Here is a 22942-nt window from a genome sequence, read left to right on the forward strand (position 1 = left end):
CGGTTCGGGTGATTGTCGTGGTGGTGTCCCGGGCGGGGCGCGACTCGCGGTCGTCCGTCTCCCCCGGGCGGGCCAGCCGAACCGGATGCCCGGTCATCAGGCTCGTCGGCGTCTCGGTCGGATGCGTTAACGTCATGATCTCTTGATCCCCCTGATGATCGTGCTGTCCGGAATCTGGTATTCCCCAGACTCCGGACTGCGATGTCGGATGTGTGGCTAGTGGTCTTTGGTGCCGTCTGACTACGAACCGTGCTTACGAAGTCGCATTGTGGCAGCGATGGGGGTGGTCCTCCGGTCCGGGGCGGTGAAGGACCACGTTGTATTCCGCATTCTGTTACGCAGAGTTAATAAAAATGTCGACCTGACCGACTCGGCCCGGGTGCGGGCGCGCTCGACCGGACTGCCGCGGTCCCCGCTCCGTCTGGTCCCTCGAACAGGCGTTGACCAGCGCGTCCTTGAAGGGGTCAATGGACGGTGAGGCGCGAGACGAGAAAACGCACAAGCACGCTCGCCCGGGATCCCGCCGATCCGAGCTCGGAGTCGACTACAGTGAGTTGTCGACCTACGCGTCGCACGGTGACCGCCGCCTCGACCTCCGTGTCGAGGGGGAGGGAGWCGAACGGTGCAACGGCAGCCGGTGCGCCGAACCGTGGCGGTCGCCGGCCCAGGGCTGGGCACAGAGAGCAGCAGGGGATCGAGGAGACCGGATGCCGAGGGTTTCTCCCGTGCCTCGGGTGGGCGCGCGGGCCAGTCGCCAGGCGTGTCCAGAGGAAGGCTGGCGGCGCGCACGCTACCGCTCGTCCCGCGCGCGGCGGCGGTGAGGGAGATCTTCGAAGGCGAGAGCCGTTGACCCCCGGCTTAGTACGGGAACGGGGAGCGTGGCCGGGACAGCGGCTGGACGGCCTGGGCGGCGGGAGGGAGCCGTTCCGGCAGGGGCGGCACGGGATCACAAAGGATCATGGTCGTCCCCGCGGGATCGTACTGCGACGTCGAGGTTTCCCCGGGTACTGGTTCTGTCTAGCAGGATCAGTCGATTATCTGAAGGTATGGGGGTGCTGGTGACGCCTGTCACGCCGATCGGCCGCCGGCACCTGTTCGGCGGACGAGCTCGTCACGACCGTCACGACCGTCACGACCGTCACGACCGTCACGTCCTCAGGCCCATGGCGACGGGACCGAGGACGTCCAGGTGGCCCGGCACGGGCCGACCTGGACGTCAGGATCGGGCGAGGTGAACCAGGATCAGACGAGGTCGAACCGGTCGAGGTTCATCACCTTGACCCACGCCGCGACAAAGTCGTGCACGAACTTCTCCCGCGCGTCGTCGCTCGCGTAGACCTCCGCGAGCGCGCGCAGTTCGGAGTTTGAACCGAAGACGAGGTCGGCGCGGCTGCCGGTCCACCTGACCTTGCCCGTGGCGGCATCGCGGCCCTCGAAGGTGTTCGCGTCCTCGGACGTCGTCTTCCACGTCGTGCCCAGCTCGAGCAGGTTGACGAAGAAGTCGTTCGTCAGCGACCCGGGGGTCGCGGTGAAGACGCCGAGCGGCGACTGCTGGTAGTTGGCGCCCAGGACCCGCAGACCACCGACGAGGACCGTCAGCTCGGGGGCGCTCAGGGTCAGCTGGTTCGCCCGGTCGAGCAGAAGGTACTCAGCCGGCAGGCGGTGGCCCTTCCCCAGGTAGTTGCGGAACCCGTCCGCCGTCGGCTCGAGCACCGCGAACGACTCCACGTCGGTCTGCTCCTGCGACGCGTCGGTACGTCCCGGTGCGAAGGGGACCTCGACGTCGAAGCCGGCGTTCGCGGYGGCCTGCTCGACGGCAACACCACCRGCGAGCACGATCAGGTCGGCGAGTGAGACCTGCTTGCCGCCGGTCTGGGCGGCGTTGAAGACCTCCTGGATTCTCGTCAGCGTGCGCAGGACCGCCGCCAGCTGGTCGGGTTCGTTGACCTCCCAACCGCGCTGTGGTTCGAGGCGGATGCGCGCACCGTTGGCGCCGCCGCGCTTGTCACCACCGCGGAACGTCGAGGCCGACGCCCACGCGGTGGAGACCAGCTGGGAGACCGACAGGCCCGAGGCAAGGATCTGACCCTTGAGAGTGGCGACGTCCGCGGCGTCGATGAGCTCGTGGGCCACCGCCGGGAGCGGGTCCTGCCACAGCAGCGTCTCGGTCGGGACCTCCGGGCCGAGGTAGCGCGCGACCGKCCCCAGGTCACGATGCGTCAGCTTGAACCACGCCCGGGCGAACGCGTCCGCGAACGCGCTCGGATTCTCCAGGAAGCGCCGCGAGATGGGCTCGTAGATCGGGTCGAACCGGAGGGCGAGGTCCGTCGTCAGCATCGTGGGGGCGTGGCTTTTCGCTGCGTCGTGGGCGTCGGGGACGGTGCCGGCACCGGCACCGTCCTTCGGCTTCCACTGGTTCGCACCGGCGGGGCTCTTCGTCAGCTCCCACTCGTAGCTGAACAGGATCTCGAAGAAGCTGTTGTCCCAGCTCACCGGGGTGTTCGTCCACGCACCCTCAAGCCCGCTGGTGATCGTGTCCCCACCCCTGCCGGTGCCGAAGGTGCTCGTCCAGCCGAAGCCCTGCTCCTCGATGGGGGCGCCCTCGGGCTCCGGGCCGACGTGCTCGTCCGGGTTGGCCGCGCCGTGGGTCTTGCCGAAGGTGTGGCCGCCGGCGATCAGGGCGACCGTCTCCTCGTCGTTCATCGCCATCCGGCGGAACGTCTCGCGGATGTCGCGCGCCGCGGCGATCGGGTCCGGGTTGCCGTTCGGGCCCTCCGGGTTGACGTAGATGAGACCCATCTGGACGGCGGCGAGGGGATTCTCGAGCTCCCGGTCGCCGGTGTAGCGCTCGTCGTCGAGCCAGGTGGTCTCGGGGCCCCAGTAGACGTCCTCGTCAGGCTCCCAGACGTCCACCCGACCGCCGGCGAAGCCGAAGGTCTCGAAGCCCATCGACTCCAGGGCGACGTTGCCGGCGAGGATCATCAGATCGGCCCATGAGATCTTCTGACCGTACTTCTTCTTGACCGGCCACAGCAGGCGGCGAGCCTTGTCGAGGTTCGCGTTGTCCGGCCAGCTGTTGAGGGGAGCGAAACGCAGCTGGCCGGCACCCGCACCACCGCGACCGTCGCTGATGCGGTAGGTGCCCGCGCTGTGYCACGCCATCCGGATGATGAACGGGCCGTAGTGACCGTAGTCGGCCGGCCACCAGGCCTGCGAGGTAGTCAGCACCGCCGCGATGTCCTGCTTCACGGCGGCGAGGTCGAGGGTCCGGAAGGCCTCGGCATAGGTGAACTCCYCGCCGAGGGGGTTGGCCACGGCGGGGTTCTTGGCGAGGATCTTCAGGTTGAGCCGGTTCRGCCACCAGCCGCGGTTTCCGCCGCCCTGGGTGGGGTGCGGGGCGCGCCTGTGCGCGACCGGGCAGCCACCGCCGTTCTCCGCGTTCGTGTTGTACACGACTGCGTCATGGTTCTCGGACATGGGACCCTCCGGGCATAGACGGATCAGGAGCGATCAGGAACGCGTGCGGTGGAACAGCCGGGGCGCCGGCCCCAGTAGATGGCCGCGGCCGTCGTTGATGGCCTCGTTGACGGCCTCGTCGATCGAGAAGCCGCGCAGGGATGACTCCACTGTCATAACTGTCACACTGTCACGGTCGGCGACTCGGAAGAGAAATCGAAAAATTCCGCAACTTTGATAGCCTCAATCTATGGCTAGTCCGCACCCGACCCTGGCCCAGCTGCGCGCCCTCGTCGGAGTGGCCGATCACCGGCACTTCGGCCGCGCCGCGGCGGCCCTGCACGTCAGCCAGCCGACGCTGTCCAGCGCGGTGGCGGCGCTTGAGCGCACCCTGGGCGTCCAGCTCGTGGAACGCACCACCCGCAGCGTCCTGCTCACCGGGCTCGGGGAGGAGATCGTCCGGCGGGCCCGGGGGGTACTGGGTGCCGTCGACGACATCGGTGAACTGGCCATCCGGGCCCGGGAACCCCTGGTCGGTGACATCCGTCTTGGGGTCATCCCCACGGTGGCCCCCTACCTGCTCCCACAGCTGCTGCCGACGCTGCGGGAACGGTGGCCGCAGGCGCGGCTGCGGCTGCGGGAGTCTCAGACGGCCACCCTGCTGGCGGAGCTGCGCGGCGGTGCGCTCGATCTCGCGTTGCTCGCTCTGCCCACCGATGAGCCGGGGACAGCCGAGATCCCGCTGTACGACGAGGACTTTGTCCTCGTCACCCCCGCGGAGCACCCGCTGGCGGGTGGCGTTGCCGTGCCGGTCGCAGCCATCGGCGGGCAGGACCTGCTCCTGCTGGAGGACGGGCACTGCTTCCGGGCCCAGGCACTCGAGGTCTGCCGGGAGGCAGGGGCACGGGAGCGTTCCACCCTGCGTGCGGCGAGCCTGTCGACGATCGTCCAGATGGTCGCCGGTGGCCTGGGGCTGACCCTCGTCCCCGCCGCCGCTGTCGGAGTCGAGGTCGGCGAGGGGCGGGGCCTGGCCGTCGCCACGTTCCGCCGGCCCGCGCCGCACCGGCGCGTCGGCCTGGCCTACCGCTTGACCTCGGCCCGCGTGACGGACTGGAACCTGCTCGCCGCCGAGGTGCGGGCCGCCCTGCCGGGGACGGGTCTCGCCCTCGCCCCGGTGCCGGCCGCGGCGGTCTGACGCGCGCCCTCGGCGGGCTCCGGGGAACGCGGCAGGCCGGCCGCGAGCGCACGCCACTGTGCCACTGGCAGCGGATCCGTCTCGGCGGATTGCCGGCTGACAGCCGCGAGGATGTCATGCCATTCCTGCAGCGTGGTCACGATCGCGGGCTGGTCGCCGAGGTGCTCGAGGAGCCCCTGGGAGTGCGTTCAGCCGCGCGACCAGCCGGGGCAGGGCGGGATGCCGCGATGCCCGCACCGTCGCCMGGCTGTGGTTTCGTGCGGGCGGAGCTGGGCAGAAGGACTTTGGGCTCATTGTCCGTCAGCGGACAGGGCCAGGGTCCCGCCGGCTCGTCTTGATGAGGAAAACTGATTCGAGGGGATGGCGGGACCGCCGTGCTTCGCGGCCTCCACACCTGCCCGGGTGCTGTGTGCCCAGGCGGTGGCCGTCCCGGAGAGGTCGCGCCGGTTGTTCACCGTTCCGGCGGTTGCGGAACAACCCCGAAGCAGTGGTCAGTGTTTCCCGCCGCGGCCGATTTACCCGCCGACGACCAGGGAGACGGCGATGGAAGTGTTTGACCGATAACAGCTGATTGTGTGGTCGAATCGAATGATGTCGAAATGATATTGACGAGTGGAGGAACATCATGGCATTTCCGGTGCGAAGCAGCCAACGTCCGGCCCCGGTGATCAGGTGGGATCCGTTCCGGGAGATCGAGGACGCCTGGACCCGGATGGGAAGCCTGCTCGATGAGGTCGTCGGTGGCGCGGAAGGCCGACCGGTGGGACTGCTGGCCGCCGCCGTCATCCCGGTCGACATCGAGGAGACCGACGATGCCTACATCGTCGAACTCGAGCTCCCCGGGGTGCGCGGCCGCGATGTCTCGATCGACCTGCAGGATAACGAGCTTCGGGTCACCGGTGAGATCAAGGAGCGGGAACGGAAGGGCGTGCTACGCCGTCAGACCCGCCGGGTGGGCAGGTTTGAACATCGCATCGTGCTGCCGGGCGAGGTGGACCCGGAGTCGGTCAGTGCGTCGCTGGACGACGGGGTGCTGACGATCCGGCTCGCCAAGTCCAGGAAGAGTCAGCCCAGGCACATCGAGGTCACCGGCGGCAGTGGCGGCGGCAGCTGACCCGGCGGCGGGGCCGCTGCCCGCGTGTCCGCTATCCCCGGCGGAGGCCGTGCCCGCCTGGCCGCGGCGCCGTGGTGAATCCTGAATCCTGAATCCTCCATAAAACTACACCGGACAACCGGGTGTGGGCAGTTAGGATACTTACAACTACACAATCCCTACCAGAATGGTAGATTATTAAAATTCCCTCTGGACTCGCAACGGAATGGTCGTTAATGTTGCATCCGTTGTCTACGGAGGAGGGAAATGATCAACATCATTGGTGCGGGCTTCGGGCGCACCGGAACGCTTTCGCTCAAGTTGGCCCTCGAACAGCTCGGTTACGGCCCTTGTCATCACATGGACGAGGTCCTCGCGCACCGAGAGACCATTGCCGCATGGACGAGTGCCGCTGAAGGCGCTCCTGTGGACTGGGACTCGCTGTACGGCCAGTACAGATCGACAGTCGATTGGCCGGGAGCCCGGTTCTGGCGGGAGCTTGCGGACCACTACCCGTCGGCTCGAGTGATTCTTACGGTTCGCGACCCGGAAAAGTGGTATGACAGTGCGCGGAGCACACTGTTCCAGGCGATATCGAACCGACCGGCGCGAATGAGCGCGGAAGCCATGCGCGTGATCACCATGATGAATCTGGTGGTGTGGGACGGTGTCTTCAAGGGGTGTTTCGCAGACAAGGACCACGCCCTACAGGTCTTCGCGGAGCACAATGCCGCGGTGCAACGCGAGATCTCAGCCGACCGTCTGTTGGTATTCGACGTCGCCCAGGGGTGGGGGCCCCTGTGCGACTTCCTCGGTGTGCCGGTTCCGGGGGAACAGTTCCCCCGACTGAACAATCGAGAAGCCTACGCGGCGAAACACCGTGAACGTGTCGTCGCGGCCATGAGCGCGAGTGGTGTCCAGCCGTGAACCCGCCCAGCTCGGTGGCTGAGGCGGGGATTCCCGGCCCGGCGCGGTCCCGGGCACGTGCGCATCCCACGGCACCCGGAGCCGGCCGCCGGCGTGGAGGATCAGGAGCGGCGGGCGCGTAGCACCCGAGTGAGGACGTCCGGTCGCAGCAGGGCCGACGGCGGTTCGACCAGATTGATGATTCGCATGAACACCCGGGCCACCACCGGGTCGGTATGCGCGGCGGCGTGCACGTGGGGCAGATAGGCGTTGACCAGCCTGATCCGCGGGGTGCGCCGCCCCTGCACCTGTGGGTATCCTAGATCATTTCCGGTGGCCAGAGCCCAGGCCAAGTCGGCGGGAACGGCCGCGGCGGTGAAGAACCGCCGGGGCAGATCGGCGTCGGTGCGGGCGGCGGGTGGGCCGAGCGCGTCCGGCGTGTCCCGCAGGGCGTCCCGCAGCGCCAGCGCCTGCTGGGCCGCGACCGTCATCCCCTGGGCGTACAGCGGGTTGAGGCTGCACACCGCGTCCCCGAGGGCGACGAAGCCGGCGCTGGGCTCGCGCAGGCGTGCGTACGGGCGTCGCACCGATCCGCGAAAGCGGTAGGGGGTCGGATCCCCGAGCGGCTCGGCGTCGGCGATGAGCCGGGCGATGTCGGGAGCGGGCAGGGTTGCCGCGAAGCGGGCGAACCCGTCCGGGTCGGTGGGCGGATGCTCGCCGAGCATGCCGGCCAGGGTGACGATCCACCGATCGTCCTCCTGCGCGACGGCGCCACCGCCGCGCAGCCCGGGGATCGTCGAGATGATAACCGCACGTTGGCCGTCGAGGTCGCTCGCGCGTCGCCGGTAGACGCGGGATGCGTAGCCGAGGTCGACGTCGACCTGCTCGCGCACGGGCACGGGCAGCCCGTGCGCGGCGAGCCAGTCCGCTGCCCGGGAGCCGCGGCCGGTCGCGTCGACGACCAGCTCCGCCTCGATGACCTCGCCGCCGTCGAGGTGCGCATCCGCAGGGCGTACCCCGCCGGGCCAGGTGCTGCTGTCGGGCCGGGTGCCGTTGGCTTGGGTGCCGTTGACTCGGGCGTCGTCCGGCCGCGGGCCACTGTCGAGGCGTTCGACCCGGACCCCGACGATCCGGCCGGGTTCGTCCGGACCGCCCGGGCCGGGCCGGYCCACCAGCCCAACGGCGCGCACCCGCTGCAGCAGGCGGACCTGGGAACGGGCGAGTACGGCCTCCCGCAGCACGCTCTCCAGCAGCGGCCGGCTCGCCAGCAGGGAGGTGAGCCCGGTGTCGGTGGGGTACAATCGCCGCCCGCGGACGTACCACCGGGTCTCGACGAGCATGTGGGCGCGAGGCGCGCCGTGGCCGGTCACGGTGTCGGTGAACCCGGGGAACAGCTCCTCCAGGCACAACCGGCCTCGTTCGGTGAGGGCGTGCAGATGGGATCCCTGCGCGACGCCGCGGCGAGTACCCTCGGTGGTGAGGTCGTCTCGTTCGATGATCGTCACCCGGTCGAAGAACTCGGCCGTCACCCGGGCCGCGAGGAGCCCGGCCATCCCGGCGCCGAGGACGACGGCGTGCCCCCGGCTGCCGCGGGGCGGCCGGGAGTCCGTCAGGGCCGCGGAAGTTGACGTTCGGCTTGTCCTGGCGGCTGTCGCTGAGCGGCTCCAGGCAGCTCCAGCTTCTCGACCCGCGTCAGCAGCGTGCGCAGCAGGTGTCACATGAACTCCCTCTTGCCCGGTCTCTCGCGCGGTGCATGGAGCAGGTGCCTGGAGCAGGTTCATGGAGCCAGAGCAGCCATGAGGTATTGGCGGCCCGCCGGATCGACTCGTGGGTTAATCTTCCCGGAATCCTGGGCGAGAACATCATAAAAATCCAAGGACTTCGTCGTGGGCGCCATAGCCTGTTCCCATCGATCGATGGGATGACGTAATGACTGGCCGTTGATATTGTCGAACCAACTGTGGTGAAATAGAAACGAGTCCGCACAGGTCGACGGGACCGGGCCAGGGGAGATTCCAGCATGGCGACCTCCGACACCATCGAGAACGCGCACAGCTTTGACGTATTCCAGCACTATGAGCGGCTGCAGTGGAAGCTGGTCGACCTGCCGCTGGACGAGATCCGCAGGGATCTTGTCCAGCCCGAGTATATTGCGCTGGTCAAGGGTGCGGTCATGGGTGAGGCCACCTCCATCGCGGCGGTGCACGGCTTTCTCAACGAGTTCACCGACGATTACGACTGCTCTGCCTTCGTGAACATCTGGRGCTACCAGGAGCTCCAGCACCACTACGCCTTCCGGGCGTGGCTGCAGGCGGTGGACGCCCAGATCGACCAGCGCCGGATCGAGGCGTTGCGCGAGCCCTACGTGCCGGGCACCACGCCGAGCGCCACTTTGATCACCAACGTCATCTCGGAGATGACGGTGRACACGGTCTACCGGACGATGTCGGAGTGGGTGCGCGAGCCGGTGCTGGCGGACCTCATGCTGCGCGCCAGCCGGGACGAGGCCGGTCATGCCCGGGAGTTCATGTACTTCGCGAAGCGCCGGCTGGAGCGGAATCCGCACGAGCTCGTGTCCGTGTTGGAGACGTTCCACTTCTACATGTCGAACAACCGGATCAAGCATCCGGTGGGGGAGTTCAAGCACCGCCTGCTCGAGGATCTTCAKGGCCACGAGACCATTGACACCGCGTTCGAGGTGTTCTTGCGGGTTTCCGAGCCGGATACGCTGGAACAGCTCCAAGTGAAGATCCGCAAGGCGCTCGGCAGCGTTCTCGGCCGGGAGTTCAACCGGAACTCCGACATCCGGCAGGCGTTGGTGGAGGCGATGCCCTGACCGCTTCGGCGATCGAGTTCGTCAGTACCGGGCCTGACGGTGCCGGGTTTGCCGGTACCGGGCCTGTCACGAACGGATCCGGTAGTTTCCCGTGCGGCCATCCACGCGGACGCGTCCCAGCCGGGACGCGTCCGCGTGATCGTGCGCGTGATCGTGTGGCGGCCGAGTCGTGGGGAGCTGAGCACGGTCCAGGGATCGCGGACCGCGCTCAGCTCCCGCAAATTCACCGGCCGCCGGTTCGTGGGACGGCCACTGCTGCTGCGCTGGTCCTGGCAGGGACCTACGGGGTGTCCAGGGTCGTCGACCGGCAGGCGTCGACGAAGCGAACCAGTTCGTCGACCTTGTCGGTGCGGACGTCGACCGCCCGGTTGACCACTCGGATGAGGTGCGGGTAGGCGTCGGTGTGATCGTAGCGGGCAGTCTCGGCGATCCGCAGGGCCCAGCGCCAGTAACCCCGGATCGTGTCGGCCAGTGGCATCCGGAAGTGCGCGATAACCTCCCGGATCGGCTCGATGACGGCGTCGCCGTGGCGGCGCAGGTACCGTTCCACGATGTCGGCCATGAAGGTGAAGTGCCGGGCCTCGTCCTTGGCGAGCCGGTTCAGYAGATCGGCCAACACCGGATCGCCGACGACCGCCCGCAGCTGCTGGTAGTACAGCTGGGTCGCCTTCTCCTGGACCAGGGCGTAGGCGAACAGCGAGACCGCGTGGTCGTGCGGCAGTTCGAAGTGCTTGCGCCCCTCGGTCGCCAGTTCCCGCCGCAGCTCGTCGGGATCGGCGATGCCGGCGGCGACCTGGTAGCGGAACAGTGCCCGGGCGTGGCTGTCCTCCTCCTGCGCCCAACGCACGGTGAAGTGGTAAAGCTCCCGGTTGTGCACGAAGGTCTCGACGTCGACGTCGGGGTTCAGCGGGAAGGCCCGCTCGTACACGCCGAAGTAGCCGGGCAGGTGGTCCTCGATCAACGTGATGAACCGGACCGCGGAGCGCTGTCCCTCGGTGAGCCGACCGGCGTCGGCGTTCTCCCAGGCGAACGTCGATTCGACGTCGAAGCGGCGGGTGGTGGAACCCGCCTGGTGGAAGGCGATGACGGCCGCCTCGACCTCGGCGGGAGGAAGCAGCGGCGCCAGGGCCGGGCGTGCGGGGGCTCGCGGTGGTTCGACGCCGCGGGCCTGGCCGAACGCCGGCCGGAGAATGTCGGATGCCGTCATGATGTGGATCCCGTTCCTCGCTCGGCGGCGGTCAGCGTGCCTTGCGGCACACCAGCGCGTAGTGCTTGGTGGTGTAGCCCCAGCCGGCGTTCGCGACCTCCAGATAGCGGCGCAGCGTCGCGGCCGTTCCCGGGCGGATCGCGTCGATCCGCTCCGCGGCCGCGTCGACGTTCACCAGCCAGTCGTCGATGGTGCGCCGGTAGTCGTCGGTGAGATCGTCGAGGCTCGCCAGGGAGAAACCGGCGTCCTCGGCGCCGGCGACGAGGTCGGACAGCGGCCGCATGTCCCCCCAGCCGAAGATCGATGCGCGGACGAACTCGGTCCCTTCCCGATGGTCGAACGCCGCCCGGGTGGCCGCGTTGCGAAAGCAGCTTTCCGACACGTACAGCCGTCCGTCGCGGCGCAGCAGCGCCCGGGCCCGCCGGAACACGACATCGAGGTCGGGCATGTGCACGATCGAGCCGAGCATCGTCACCGCGTCGAAACTCCCCGAGGGCAGCTCGACCGTCTCGAAGTGGCCCTGGATCGTGGTGACGCGGTCGCTCACGCCGAGCTCGGCGGCTCGCTGCGCGATGTAGGCGTGCTGTCGCCCTGCGGGGGAGACCCCGACGACCTCGGCTTCGTACTCGACCGCCATGAACAGCGTCAGCGAGCCCCAACCGCATCCGATGTCGAGGACGCGACCACCGCGGCGCAGGCCGAGCCGATCGGCGACGAAGTGGAGCTTGGCGATCTGCGCCTGCTCGAGGGTGTCGTGCTCCGTGCGGTAGAGACCCGAGCTGTACTTGCGCAGGGGATCGAGGAACAGGCCGAAGACCTCGGGCGGCAGGTCGTAGTGCTGATTGGTGTCGCTCGTCGTGGGTTCGGTGCTCGTCGTGGGTTCGGTGCTCGTCGTGGGTTCGGTGCTCGTCGTGGGTTCGGTGGCGAGGCCCGCCGCCGCCTCCGGCGCGGTGGTGACGGGCGAGCTCATGCGGCCTGCACCTGCAGCGCAGCCTGGACGACGTCGGCGACCTCGGCGACGGTGACCGCCGAGAAGACGTCATCGTCCTCGAGCTCGACGTCGTACTCGCGTTCCACCCGGGCGATCATCCGGAGCACCTTCACCGAGTCCGCACCCTCCACGGAGCGCAGATCGGCGTCCGCAGCCAGGTCCTCGATCGGGATGCCGAGCTCACGAGCGACGATGGCGGTGACGGTGGTGACGATCTCCGTATACGACACGGACATTCAGTGCTCCTCTGAGGTGGGGAGGCCGGCGGCGGTGGACCCGGTGGCCGGTGGTCTGGTGAGCGTCGCCGCCAGCGCCTGCGCGACGCGGTCGGCCTCGGTCGGATTCAGCATCATCCGGTCCCGGGCGGTGTCCATCGGGGTCGGGMGGTAGGTCGCGCTTGCGGTCGCGAGCAGCGTCCCGGCCTCGTCGAGGAGCTCGGCCTCGGCGTGCACCAGCCCGTTTGCTCTGCCGCCGCTTACGCCGCCGGCCGTGCCGCCGGCCGTGCCGCCGACCGGTGCCGCGTCCCCGCGGCCGGGGGTAGCATCCGGGACGCCGCGCAGCCGGGCGACGCAGCGGTATTCGGCGCCGACGCTCAGCGGGGCGAGGTAGCGTACCCGCAGCGCGGTGGTGAACGCGGTGAGCCCGACCTGCAGCACGATCAGATTGCCCATCGTCTCATCGACGATCACTCCGATGAGGCCACCGTGCACGACGCCGGGATAGGACTCGTGCCGGCGTTCGAGCCGGAAACGGGTCGAGATGCCGTCGGCGTGGGCGGAGAAGCGTAGTTGCAGCCCGTGCGGATTGTGCGGCGAGCAGCCGAAACACCGATAGTCCGCGAGCACGGACCACGGCACGCTCAGGTAGTCCTCCGGATCGTCGGCTTCCCGCGGGCCGTCAGGGCTCGGCGTCATCAGGTGGCTGTGCATCGGGCTCCCTGGTCGATGGGCGCGGAACGCGGTGGGTGTGCGGAATTGGACGCTGGGCTTGCGGGTCAGAGCACGCCGCGCCCGACCAGGTCGCGTACCGCCAGCCGTTGGAATTTGCCGCTGGAGGTGCGGGGCAGCGCGCCGGGCTCGACCAGACGCACCGTCACCGTGGACAGCCCCAGCGCCGCAGTCGCCGCCATCCGCAGGTCGGTCGCGAGTCGGGCTCGGTCCGCGGGCTCGGTCAGCGCGGTCTCGCCGACCACCGTGACGCCGCCGGCAGCCTTCGCTCCGGTGGCGTCCGGAGGGCTGCCGGCGGCGTCCGGCTGGTCGGGGGAGCCGAAGGCGACGACGCGACGTCGGTGCACGCCCGGAAGGTCACGCACCGCCGCTTCGGCGTCCTCGGGGTAGTAGTTCACGCCGCGTATAATGATCATTTCCTTGTCCCGGCCGGTCACGAACAGATCGTCGCCGCGCTGGAAGCCGAGGTCGCCGGTGCGCAGCCAGCCGTCCGCTGTGAAGCCCCCGGTCGTCAGGCCCCCCGCGGTGAGGTAGCCCGAGGTGACCGAACCACCCCGGATCTGGATCTCGCCCACCCGCAGGCTCGGCGCCAGACCGTCGCCGAGCGGATCGGCCAGGACGTCACCGTGCAGGTCGGCGATGCGAATCCGGATGTCGCGGACCGGCCGGCCGACGGCGACCAGCCCCTTGGCGCGCGGATGCTCGCGCGGGACCTCCGTCACGATTCCCTCGGCGGCGAGTCGGTCCCGGTCGACCCAGGTGACCACGGGGGCGCGGCCCAGCGGCGGGAAGGCCACGGCCAGGGTGGCCTCGGCCATCCCGTACACGGGGAACATCGCCGTGGGGGCGAACCCGGCCGGCGCGAAGTGGTCGAGGAAGCGCTCGACGCCGACCGCGGAGACCGGCTCGGCTCCGTTCAGCGCGACGCGCCACCGGCGCATGTCCAGCCCGGGTACCTCGTCTGGGTCGATCGCCCGGACGAGGTCGTCGTAGGCGAAGTTCGGCGCCGGCGAGATCGTGGCGCCGCTGGCGAGGAACGAGCGCAGCCAGCCGGCGGGGTCACGGACGAAGTCCGCCGGGGACCAGACGGTCATCGGGATGCCGGTCATGATCGCGCTGAGGGTCGCGAACAGCCCCATGTCGTGGAACAGCGGCAACCAGATTCCGCCGTGATCGCCTTCACCGAGCCGGATGCCGTCGATGATCGCGCGGATGCCGCACAGCACGGCGCGGTGGCTGAGCACCACGCCCTTCGGGGCCGCGGTGCTGCCGGAGGTGAACTGCACGATCGCGACGTCGTCCGCACCCACCGCACCCACCGCACCCACCGGGCATTCGGGACCCGGATGTGGCTGGCGTGTGGGCGTGGCGGGACCGACGTCGCGGACCAGGTCAGCCGCGGGGAGGAACCGGAGTCCGCCGAGCCGGTCGGCCGTGCGGCGCAGGATGGCCGACACTCGGCCGCCGGTGACCACCCGGTGGATGCCCGCGGCCGCCGTAGTGCGCGAGACCCGGTCGGCATAGCCGTTGAGGTCGTGCGCGGTGGTCGGCAGTGGCAGCGGACAGGCCGCCGCGCCCGCCCGACTGATCGCGAAGAGCGCGAGCAGAAACTCGGCCGAGTTCGCGGCCAGCACCCCAACCCGCTCGCCGGCCTGGACCCCGTCCGTCGTCAGCGCGGCCGCGATGATCCGGGAGGTGGCCGCGAGGTCCCGCAGCGAGATCACCTCGTGGGTGGACGGGAACGTGACGGGCGTGTCGGGATGCCGGGCGGCCGCGACGTCCAGTGCGTCGTGCAACGTCTCGGCGTCGAGCGGCTCATGGTGCCCGCGAGCGTCGGTCGTGCCGGTCGGGTCGGTCGGGTGGCTGCYGTGGGTCGCGTGGGTCGGCCCGCCGGTCGTCGCCGACCGTGGGGGGCCCGGCCGCGGATGGAGAGTCGGAGACATGGGCGAGATGGCGGAGGTGGGCGAGGTGACCTCGCTCCGGATGGCAGGCATGATCCGCGCTCCTGTCTTCCGCGTCCGGGTGTCTTCCGCGTCCGTGCGACGGATGGGGCCCGGCCGGCACCGAGGCGACGGCGGCCGAACAGCAGCCGATCGGGCCGCCCGTCGGGTGTACTCGCCCGTCGGGTGTACTGATCTCTGTCCGTCGGGTGTACTGATGATCGGATGTGCTGATGAATGCCGCGGGCGGCAGGAAAAGGCTCGTGGGTATGGTGGTCGTTCGTCAACAAAAATTTAGGTAATCTATTGATCCATCAGGGCCGACAATACATCACCGAATCGTTCCGGCGGTCGGAAAATTCATCCGATGGTTTCCTGGGAGTTCACCTGGGTGTCGTCCTGGTGGTATCAAATGTACCGATCACCTCGCCGGGTCGCCGGGTCGCCGGCTCGGCGCGCGACCGCGACCGCGACCGCGACCGCGACCGAAGCAAGTTTCCCGTGTCCGGCCGGAATCCGGAGACAAGGGTCAGGAGACAAGACTCGGGAACGGAACTGAGGGTCCCCACCCGCCGCCACCGTCCTTACTCATCCCATCCATCGCCTCCATTCCCTCATTTCTCACCGCCGCGATCAGGCTCCGGGCAGGTGGCCTGAACGCACAGGTCCCGGGGCGCTTCCAGGTGGAGACCCACCGTGAACCGAGCTCCGTGGCACCACCCGCGCCGGCATTCGTCGGACCGACGATGAGGAGCACGTCATGGCAGTCACAACCGATTCCGTATTCGCCGGGGCGGACGCCGGTACCGGCGTCGCGGCCGACCACGGGAAACCGCTCCCGGACCAGGCGCCTGATCTGCTGGCCGCGTTGTTCGATCCCGCGAACAGGCCGAATCCCTATCCGCTCTATGCGCGCCTGCGGGCAGCCGGCCGGCTGCACGAGACGCCGTTCGGACTGCGGGTCRCCACCCGGCACGACGACTGTGTAGCGGTACTGTCCAACCAGAGCTGGGGGCACGATCAGGAGGCCCACCAGCTGCATCCCACCTTGCCCGCCGAGGAGTTCCCGGCGACGTTCCTGTGGATGGAGCCGCCGGACCACACCCGGCTGCGCGGCCTGGTGAGTAAGGCGTTCACCCCGGGTCGGGTCGCCGATCTGCGGCCGCGTATCRCCGCCCTCGTCGACGATCTGCTCGACACCGCGCTGCGGGCCGGAGAGTTCGACCTCATCGAGACGATCGCGTACCCGCTGCCACTCACGATCATTTGTGAGATCCTCGGGGTGCCGGCGGCCGACCACGGCATCATCCAGATCTGGTCGCAGGCGTTGGCCAGGGCGTTCGACCCGGACGTCCTGATGTCTCCGGAGGCGTTGGCGGAGCGTAACGACGCCATCCCCGAGTTTCTCGCCTACTTCCGTGCGCTGGTCGCGCGCAGCCGCCGCAGCGGTGGCGACGATCTGCTCAGCGCGCTGGCTGCCGTCGAGGAGCAGGGTGATCGGCTGACCGAGGACGAACTGCTCGGCACCTGCGTGACCCTGCTGATTGCCGGCCACGAGACGACGGTCAACCTGGTCGGCAACGGGGCGCTGGCGTTGCTGCGTAACCCCGACCAGACGGCGTTGCTGCGCGACGAACCGGATCTCATCCGGCCCGCCGTCGACGAGCTGCTACGCTATGACTCCCCGATCCACCTCAACACCCGGGCAGCGACCCGGGAGATGACGGTGGGTGGCCGAACCTTTTCCCCGGGTGAGGGTGTGGTGGCGTTGATCGCTTGCGCCAATCGTGATCCGGAGGCATTCGACGACCCGSACCGTCTCGATGTGCGCCGCTACGTGGCAGGCTCCGGCGCGTCCCGGCACCTGTCGTTCAGCCTCGGTCACCACTACTGCCTCGGCGCGCCGTTGGCGTTGCTCGAGATGGAGATCTTCCTGGCGGGGTTCCTCCACCGGGTCCGGTCCGCCGAGCTTCTCGTCGATTCGCCGCCCTACAAATCCAACCTGCTCATCCGAGGACTGGCGGAGCTCCCCGTCCGCTTCCGGGGATAGTGCCGCAAAGTCGCGGATCGAGCCGCTTCTGATATTCTGCTCGAAGTCAAGTGCCAGGTCGGAGGCGTGGTGGATGYCACGTCGGGCGAATCTTACACCGTACCTTCCGTATCTCCACACGCCGTATTCACCCGTAGTTTTTCGGGATCGCTAGCGTGTCCGCGGGAGGTACCATGGAGAGCAAGATCGATTTCCGATACCTCGTCTCTTTCTTGGCGATCGCAGAAGAACTCCACTTCGGCCGGGCCGCGGCCAGGCTCCATCTGGCCCAGCCCTCTCTCAGTCAGCAGCTCCAGCGTCTCGAACGTGACATCGGTGTCGAACTGGTCAACCGGACCTCCCGGGAGGTCCGGTTGACCCCGGCGGGCCGGGCCTTCGAGATGGAGGCACGACGTCTGCTGGAACAGGCACGACAGGCGGTCCGGGCGGCCAGGGAGGCCGCTTCCGGCCGGACCGGTCGGATCTCCATCGGGTTCAACTTCCCCGCCGGGGAACGGGTCCTCCAACCCACCCTGCTACGGCTCAACGCTGACTACCCGAACGTCTCGACCACTCTCTGGGAGGCTCGCAGCGGCCCCCAGCTGTCCGCCCTCACCGCGGGAAAACTCGACGTCGCGCTCGTGTTCGCCGGGCCTCTCGCGGCCCAGTTGCGGTCCCATCGGGTCTTCACCGTGCCGCTGGTGGCGCTCGTCGGGCGAAACCATCCGTGGGCGGACCGTCGCCAGGTCTCGTTCCGGGAGCTGGCGGGCCAGGGATGCGTGCTGTTCCGCCGGGAACAGAGCCCGGCGATGCACGACGCTATCCTCGCCGCCGCCGACCGCTGTGGCATCCGCCTGAGTGTGGCAGAGGAGGTCGACGACTCCGGCGCCACCGGCATCGTCGTCACGACCAGGCCGGTGGTGGCCTTCGCGTCGGCGKATCGCGGCGCGCATGTGCCCACGAAGGGCCCCGTCGCGGTGCGGCTCGTCGACCCGGTACCGACTGTCGGCGCGTACGCGGTCTGGCGTCCGGATCCGCAGCCCGTCGTCACGGCCTTCCTCAACAGCCTCGACGCCGCCGGGCCGTTCCTGGGACCGCCGTCCCTGGATCCGTCCAGGTCGGACGAGCCGGCGACCGGCCCGGCACCAAGGCCGCGGAGCACGCCCGCGGCCTTGACCTCGGTGACCGCCGGTGCGTGCTCGCTGATCCGGCAGGCCTGAAGACCGGCAGGCCTGAAGATCGGCAGGCCTGAACAATGGATCGATCAGAGAAAACCATCGCGGTCAGCTCCACAGCGACGTCCGTACCCATTCACATGGGCTGGGAAGACGGTTAGCATGAAGAAGCGGCCGGGCTTGTCCCGTTCCACTCGCGGTGCCATTTGGAGTGATGGGTGCGATGTCGGAACGTCTTTGTCATCGTCTTTTCCATCGCATTTAATAGGGGATTTTTCGTCGACCATCCGGGCTGACCTGTGYGCGTCCGGGAACGGGGATCAGGGGATCAACTGTGAACATTCTGCGGGTGCCCGGAGGTACTGAGCTGCCCGCCGACCGAGGGCTGGCCGCCGCCGTCCTTACTGAGGTCGCCATGGTCGCCGACCGGCCGGTTCTGGCCCATCAGGTGGACGGAGGCTGGCGCGATGTGACCGCGGGCCGGTTCTGCTTCGACGTCGCGGCCGTCGCCAGGGGCCTGGTGGCGCACGACGTCGGGGTTGGCGACCGGGTTGCGATCATGGGTCGGACCGGTTACGGCTGGGCCGTTGCCGACTTCGCGATCTGGAGCATCGGCGCGGTCACCGTCCCCGTCTACCCGACCTCCTCGGCCCACCAGGTCGACCACATCATCGGTGACTCCAAGGCCTCGTGGTGCTTCGTCGAGACACCCGACCACGAGCGCCTGGTCCTGTCAGCGGGTCTTCCCGCGACGCGCGTCTGGTCGCTGGACGAGGCCGTGTCGGCACTCGGCACCGCCGGTCAGTCCGTCGCGGAGTCCGAGGTGCTCCGCCGCCGGGACGCGGTCCGGGCCGACGACCTCGCGACAATCGTCTACACCAGCGGGACGACCGGCGTGCCGAAGGGCTGCCTGCTGACCCACGCGAACGTCTTCTCCGCCGCCGTCAACTCGGTGGAGCGGCTGGACCCGGTGATGCGTCCGGCCACCGGCTCGGCCAGTACCATTCTTTTCCTTCCGCTCTCGCACGTGTTCGGGCGTGTGACCATGATCGGGTGTCTGTGGGCCGGAGTGCGGACGGCCCTGCTGCCGGACCCCGGGGGCCTCGTCCCGGCGCTGCGCACCTTCCGCCCCACCTTCCTGATCACCGTTCCGTCGGCGCTGGAGAAGATGCGCAAGGGCGCGCGGGCGGCGGCGGCGGGCGGACTCTCGGGGCGCCTGTTCGCCGCGGCCGAACGGACCGCCTGCGTGCTGGGTCGGGCCCGGCGTGGGCAGGGCGGCCTGGGGCTCGTCACGCGGCTTCAGGCTCCGCTGTTCGACCGGCTGGTGTACCGCCGGTTGCGCGCGGCGTTCGGCGGGCGCCTGCGCCACGTCGTGTGCGGGGGAGCGACGCTCGACCCCTCCACCGCCGAGTTCCTCACCGGGGTCGGGGTGCACGTCCTCGGCGCCTACGGGCTGACCGAGGCCTCGACGGCCGTCAGCATCAGCGCTCCCGGGCTCGACCGGCCGGGCAGCACGGGCCGTCCGCTGCCGGCGACCACCGTCGCGATCAGCGACGAGGGCGAGGTCCTGGTGGCTGGGCCGCAGGTCTCGCCGGGCTACTGGCCGGATCGGACGGGCGCGCACGAGCCGTGGTTGCGCACCGGTGACCTCGGTCGGCTCGACGACGACGGGTATCTCCACATCACCGGTCGAATCAAGGAGATCATTATCACCACCGGGGGGAAGAACGTCTCGCCGGCACCGCTGGAGGACCGCATCCGGCTGCACCCGCTGGTCAGCAACGCCATAGTGATCGGGGAGAACCGGCCGTTCGTGACGGCCCTCGTGACCCTCGATCGGGCCGCCGTGCAGGCCTGGGCCCGGCGAGGCGGTCACAAGCTGGACGAGGCCGCCGCCCACACCGACCCTCGGCTGGTCGCCGAGGTCAGCGCCGCGGTCGACGCGGCGAACGCGCAGGTCTCGCGGGCCGAGTCGGTGCGGAAGTTCCGCCTCCTGAGCCACGACTTCACCATCCAGGGCGGCCAGCTCACCCCGTCGTTGAAGCTTCGCCGTGCCGTGATCGAGGAGGAGAACGCCAAGGAGATCGAGGAGCTGTACGCGTCCTGACCGCCCGGTACCGGTCCGGCACCTGGCCCCGGCACCGGTCCGGCACTGACCTCCGCCCGCCTGGATCTCGGCGCATCGAAACGGAGCCGCACGTGGATTCCGCCGCACCGTCCCTGGGAGCACCGGATTGGCCCGCACGGTCCGACCCGGAGATGGAACCGCCCGGCCACACCCGGCTGCGCGGCCTGGTGAGCAAGGCGTTCACCCCGCGCACGATCGAGGGGATGCGGCCGTGGGCCGAGCAGGTCGTTGACGACCTGCTGAGCCGCCTCATCCAGCGGGGCCTGACGTCGCTGCCGCTGAGCCTCACTCCCGGAGGCGTCGCGTGAGCATCGAGACGACCGACCCGACGGCGAACGGGCGGACGACAGCCAGGCAGGCGGTGGGCCGGCAGGCGGCGCGGCAGGTGGTGGTCACCGGTCTCGGGGCCACGACACCGCTCGGCGGCGACGTCGCGTCGACGTGGAGCGGCGTGCTGGCCGGCCGATCCGGGATCCGCCGGCTCGATGAGCCGTGGGCGCAGTCGCTGCCGGTCCGCATCGCCGCGCCGGTGGCCGTCGAGCCGCAGCTTGGCCGGGTGGAGGCACGCACGCTCGACCGGGGGCAGCGGCTTGCCCTCGTCGCAGCCCGGGAAGCCTGGGCCGACGCGGGCACCCCCACGCCGGAGCCGGAACGTTTCGCCGTCGTCGTCGGTTCCGGGGTCGGCGGCCTCACCACCCTGCTCGACCAGTACGACGTGTTCCGGGAGCGCGGGGCGCGCCAGGTGTCCCCGCACCTGGTGCCGATGCTCATGCCGAACGGACCGGCCGCGGCGGTGGGTCTCGCGCTCGGTGCCCGCGCCGGGGTGCACGCTCCGGTGAGCGCCTGCGCGTCCGGTGCGGAGGCCATTGCCACCGCCGTCGACCTGATCCAGGCCGGTCGAGCGGATGTCGCCGTCGCCGGTGGCACGGAGGCYGCCGTCCATCCGCTCCCGCTCGTGGGATTCGCGCAGATGCAGGCGCTGTCCCGCCGTGAGGACCCGCCGGAGTCGGCGTCCCGGCCGTTCGACAAAGTCCGGGACGGATTCGTGCTCGGCGAGGGTGCCGGGATGTTCGTCCTGGAGGCCGCCGAGCACGCCCGCGCCCGCGGCGCCCGGGTCTACACGACCGTGGCCGGCGCTGGGGTCAGCGCCGACGCCTATCACGTCGCAGCCCCCGACCCGACGGGAGCCGGGGCGGCGCGGGCCGTGCGCCGGGCGTTGCACGCCGCCGGTCTTGACCCGGCGGACGTGGTGCACGTGAACGCGCATGCCTCGGGGACACCGGCTGGCGATCTCGCCGAGAGCCGTGCGCTGCGCGGCGCGCTGGGCGCGGCGCTCGACGGTGTCGCGGTGACGTCGACGAAGTCGATGACCGGACATCTGCTGGGCGCGGCCGGCGCGGTGGAGGCGCTGCTCTGCGTGCTGACGTTGCGGGAGCGGACGGTCCCGGCGACCCGCAACCTCGAGGCGATCGACGACGAGATCACGCTGGACGTGGTGACGATGGACAACAGGCCGATCCGGACCGGCGCGGYGCTGTCGACGTCGTTCGGCTTCGGCGGCCACGATGTCTGCCTCGCCTTCACCCCCTGGCCCTGACCGTCGGTCGCCTCGCCGTGGTCGGTACGTCTGCCCGAGCGGACACCGGACGGCCATGGCGGGAGCATCGGGTGCGCACGATGCTCAGAAAGTCGCCATGCACATGTTGCCAAAGATCCGACTAGCCGTAACCATTGGCCCGTGATGTCCTACGAACAGGTACTGCAGGTGTCCGATCCGCTCGAGCGAGCCGCGTTGGCAGATGATCTGATGTGGGCTGACCATCCGCGCAGACTGGATCTGCGCACAGCACGTGGGGTGGCCATTCGGGAGGCGTTGGAGGCGGGGCGGTCGCCCGACGACGTCGCCCGCCGACTCGTCGTCACCGTGGCCGATCTGACCTGGATGGCYGCGCCTGCGGCATCCGCCGTAGCTTGATCCGTCGAGGGCCGGTCGGACAACGGCGTCCGCCGACCCGAACCCCACTGTCGGTTGTCCACCCTCGGAACCGTGCCGTCACCCACGGCCTTTCAGGGCCGCAGTCGGAACGGTGGGTAGTCGTCCGTGGTCAGAATGACCGCGTAGCAGACCACCCGGTTCGTCCAGCGCAGCACGCCGACGACGAAGTCGAACAGTCCCCGCGGGAGGCGTCCGGTGAGGAGCACGGCGAACCAGCCGACGATCATCGCCGCCACCGTCGCGATATACAGGAAGAACAGCGCGATGTAGTGCGGGACCGCCAGCAGCCACTTGACCAGGGGCAGCCAGCGGTTCAGACGCGCGGCGTCCGGATAGGGAATCGTCAAGTGGACGGCCTGTTCGTCCTCCGTCGAGGGATATTCGTCCCGCAGCAGGGTGAGATAGGCCACGACCCGGTTCGTGAAACTCAGTAGAGCGACATTCCAGTCGAACCACCACCGCGGGTACCTCTGCCGGAAAAGAATCAGCAGCAGGGGAGCGAAGAACAGCAGCCCGCCGCCGAACATCGCACTGTTTCTGCCGTATCCCGTACCGCCGACCGCCGCGAGGACGACCGCGATCGGGATGACCGTGATAATTCGAAAGAACACGGTGAGTCGATCGCGCTCCCCTGTCGGGTAGTCGATCTCGAAGGACACCGGATGGCCGGGGTGCCGCGGCTCTACGCTAAATGTCCCCTGGTCGGTCATGGCTGCTCCCTGGTAAATCGGTAACCTCGTCCTGCCGGCTTATTTTCGGTCAGCGGTGCCGGGTGCGAGAGAGCCATGAGTCCCCCTTTTTCGGTCGGATCGGACCGAGGCGRCCACGGCGAACCATCCGGCTGACGGTGTTCCTTGCCGCCACCCCTGCCACCAGCAAGATTGGTGCGGAATATATTCTTTTGCGCAGTCTTGTCGTCTTTATGGAGAAGGGGATATCGAGAAGGGGAGGCTGTCAGCGCGATGACGACGGCCATGATCTGTCAGGCCGCCCGAGAGGACTGTCCCCGACACCGGGCGGTAGTCCCCGACCCCGGGCGGGTA

General features: G+C 69.2%; 19 protein-coding genes. 10 read left to right on the forward strand and 9 right to left on the reverse strand.

The genetic code is table 11. The features are described 5' to 3' along the window. Positions 1-1242: 1242 nt before the first annotated feature. Together katG and CcI156_RS27435 are read right to left on the reverse strand one after the other, a co-directional pair. The gene (gene katG / locus CcI156_RS19735) at positions 1243-3477 is read right to left on the reverse strand and encodes a catalase/peroxidase HPI (protein ID WP_076807462.1); all 2235 of its coding nucleotides are present in this window, start codon (positions 3475-3477) and stop codon (positions 1243-1245) included. Positions 3478-3510: 33 nt separating this feature from the next. Further along, positions 3511-3633 carry a hypothetical protein gene (locus CcI156_RS27435; RefSeq protein WP_255361128.1) on the reverse strand — a complete coding sequence of 41 codons (123 nt, stop codon included), beginning with the start codon at positions 3631-3633 and terminating at the stop codon, positions 3511-3513. 73 nt (positions 3634-3706) lie between these two features. On the opposite strand from CcI156_RS27435, the gene CcI156_RS19740 reads away from it, so the two are divergent. The 3 genes from CcI156_RS19740 (at position 3707) to CcI156_RS19750 (ending at position 6671) form a co-directional block, all read left to right on the forward strand. Continuing rightward, complete coding sequence (locus CcI156_RS19740) at positions 3707-4651, forward strand: LysR substrate-binding domain-containing protein (protein ID WP_011436355.1); 945 nt, start codon at positions 3707-3709, stop codon at positions 4649-4651. Between the two features lie 625 nt (positions 4652-5276). After that, a complete protein-coding gene (locus CcI156_RS19745) occupies positions 5277-5765 on the forward strand; it encodes an Hsp20/alpha crystallin family protein (RefSeq protein ID WP_011436356.1) in 489 nt (162 codons plus the stop codon). Positions 5766-6011: 246 nt separating this feature from the next. Beyond that, positions 6012-6671, forward strand: coding sequence for a sulfotransferase family protein (locus tag CcI156_RS19750; RefSeq protein ID WP_023841708.1), 660 nt, complete (start codon positions 6012-6014; stop codon positions 6669-6671). 101 nt (positions 6672-6772) lie between these two features. Here the strand turns inward: CcI156_RS19750 and CcI156_RS19755 are convergent, their stop codons facing one another. Further along, positions 6773-8203: an NAD(P)/FAD-dependent oxidoreductase gene (locus CcI156_RS19755; protein ID WP_254847522.1), complete on the reverse strand. Its 1431-nt coding sequence runs from the start codon at positions 8201-8203 to the stop codon at positions 6773-6775. A gap of 467 nt (positions 8204-8670) precedes the next feature. On the opposite strand from CcI156_RS19755, the gene CcI156_RS19760 reads away from it, so the two are divergent. Continuing rightward, positions 8671-9486 (forward strand): ferritin-like domain-containing protein, encoded by an 816-nt coding sequence (locus CcI156_RS19760; RefSeq protein ID WP_076807466.1) that lies wholly within the window; start codon positions 8671-8673, stop codon positions 9484-9486. 280 nt (positions 9487-9766) lie between these two features. On the opposite strand, the gene CcI156_RS19765 is transcribed toward CcI156_RS19760, so the two are convergent. The 5 genes from CcI156_RS19765 to CcI156_RS19785 form a co-directional block, all read right to left on the reverse strand. After that, positions 9767-10693, reverse strand: a complete 927-nt coding sequence (locus tag CcI156_RS19765) for an acyl-ACP desaturase (protein ID WP_011436359.1) — start codon at positions 10691-10693, stop codon at positions 9767-9769. Positions 10694-10724: 31 nt separating this feature from the next. Further along, the gene (locus CcI156_RS19770; protein WP_063579523.1) at positions 10725-11663 is read right to left on the reverse strand and encodes a cyclopropane-fatty-acyl-phospholipid synthase family protein; all 939 of its coding nucleotides are present in this window, start codon (positions 11661-11663) and stop codon (positions 10725-10727) included. Further along, complete coding sequence (locus CcI156_RS19775; RefSeq protein ID WP_011436361.1) at positions 11660-11920, reverse strand: acyl carrier protein; 261 nt, start codon at positions 11918-11920, stop codon at positions 11660-11662. The genes CcI156_RS19770 and CcI156_RS19775 overlap by 4 nt, the downstream gene beginning before the upstream one ends. Further along, positions 11921-12613, reverse strand: coding sequence for a PaaI family thioesterase (locus CcI156_RS19780; RefSeq protein WP_076807468.1), 693 nt, complete (start codon positions 12611-12613; stop codon positions 11921-11923). A gap of 65 nt (positions 12614-12678) precedes the next feature. Then, complete coding sequence (locus CcI156_RS19785; RefSeq protein WP_083718693.1) at positions 12679-14625, reverse strand: AMP-binding protein; 1947 nt, start codon at positions 14623-14625, stop codon at positions 12679-12681. A 706-nt stretch (positions 14626-15331) separates the two neighbouring features. On the opposite strand from CcI156_RS19785, the gene CcI156_RS19790 reads away from it, so the two are divergent. The 6 genes from CcI156_RS19790 (at position 15332) to CcI156_RS19815 (ending at position 21878) form a co-directional block, all read left to right on the forward strand. After that, positions 15332-16621: a cytochrome P450 gene (locus CcI156_RS19790; RefSeq protein ID WP_076807471.1), complete on the forward strand. Its 1290-nt coding sequence runs from the start codon at positions 15332-15334 to the stop codon at positions 16619-16621. Positions 16622-16794: 173 nt separating this feature from the next. Beyond that, positions 16795-17820 carry a LysR family transcriptional regulator gene (locus CcI156_RS19795; protein ID WP_139341553.1) on the forward strand — a complete coding sequence of 342 codons (1026 nt, stop codon included), beginning with the start codon at positions 16795-16797 and terminating at the stop codon, positions 17818-17820. Positions 17821-18109: 289 nt separating this feature from the next. Continuing rightward, positions 18110-19882, forward strand: a complete 1773-nt coding sequence (locus CcI156_RS19800) for a long-chain fatty acid--CoA ligase (RefSeq protein ID WP_011436366.1) — start codon at positions 18110-18112, stop codon at positions 19880-19882. A 92-nt stretch (positions 19883-19974) separates the two neighbouring features. Beyond that, positions 19975-20211 carry a hypothetical protein gene (locus CcI156_RS27510; RefSeq protein ID WP_011436367.1) on the forward strand — a complete coding sequence of 79 codons (237 nt, stop codon included), beginning with the start codon at positions 19975-19977 and terminating at the stop codon, positions 20209-20211. A 53-nt stretch (positions 20212-20264) separates the two neighbouring features. Further along, the gene (locus CcI156_RS19810) at positions 20265-21500 is read left to right on the forward strand and encodes a beta-ketoacyl synthase (protein ID WP_076807485.1); all 1236 of its coding nucleotides are present in this window, start codon (positions 20265-20267) and stop codon (positions 21498-21500) included. Between the two features lie 144 nt (positions 21501-21644). Next, positions 21645-21878, forward strand: a complete 234-nt coding sequence (locus CcI156_RS19815; RefSeq protein ID WP_023841713.1) for a hypothetical protein — start codon at positions 21645-21647, stop codon at positions 21876-21878. Between the two features lie 92 nt (positions 21879-21970). On the opposite strand, the gene CcI156_RS19820 is transcribed toward CcI156_RS19815, so the two are convergent. Then, positions 21971-22609, reverse strand: coding sequence for a DUF4389 domain-containing protein (locus CcI156_RS19820; protein ID WP_011436370.1), 639 nt, complete (start codon positions 22607-22609; stop codon positions 21971-21973). Between the last annotated feature and the right edge of the window lie 333 nt (positions 22610-22942).

Source organism: Frankia sp. CcI156, assembly GCF_001983015.1.
Lineage (GTDB): Bacteria > Actinomycetota > Actinomycetes > Frankiales > Frankiaceae > Frankia > Frankia casuarinae.

What these genes read in the sequence shown, in the direction of transcription:
- CcI156_RS19745 (WP_011436356.1), top strand. Translation starts at nt 5,277, where the DNA reads ATGGCATTTCCGGTGCGAAGCAGCCAACGTCCGGCCCCGGTGATCAGG.
- CcI156_RS27435 (WP_255361128.1), bottom strand. Translation starts at nt 3,633, where the DNA reads ATGACAGTGGAGTCATCCCTGCGCGGCTTCTCGATCGACGAGGCCGTC.
- CcI156_RS19770 (WP_063579523.1), bottom strand. Translation starts at nt 11,663, where the DNA reads ATGAGCTCGCCCGTCACCACCGCGCCGGAGGCGGCGGCGGGCCTCGCC.
- CcI156_RS19750 (WP_023841708.1), top strand. Translation starts at nt 6,012, where the DNA reads ATGATCAACATCATTGGTGCGGGCTTCGGGCGCACCGGAACGCTTTCG.
- CcI156_RS19820 (WP_011436370.1), bottom strand. Translation starts at nt 22,609, where the DNA reads ATGACCGACCAGGGGACATTTAGCGTAGAGCCGCGGCACCCCGGCCAT.
- CcI156_RS19775 (WP_011436361.1), bottom strand. Translation starts at nt 11,920, where the DNA reads ATGTCCGTGTCGTATACGGAGATCGTCACCACCGTCACCGCCATCGTC.
- CcI156_RS19740 (WP_011436355.1), top strand. Translation starts at nt 3,707, where the DNA reads ATGGCTAGTCCGCACCCGACCCTGGCCCAGCTGCGCGCCCTCGTCGGA.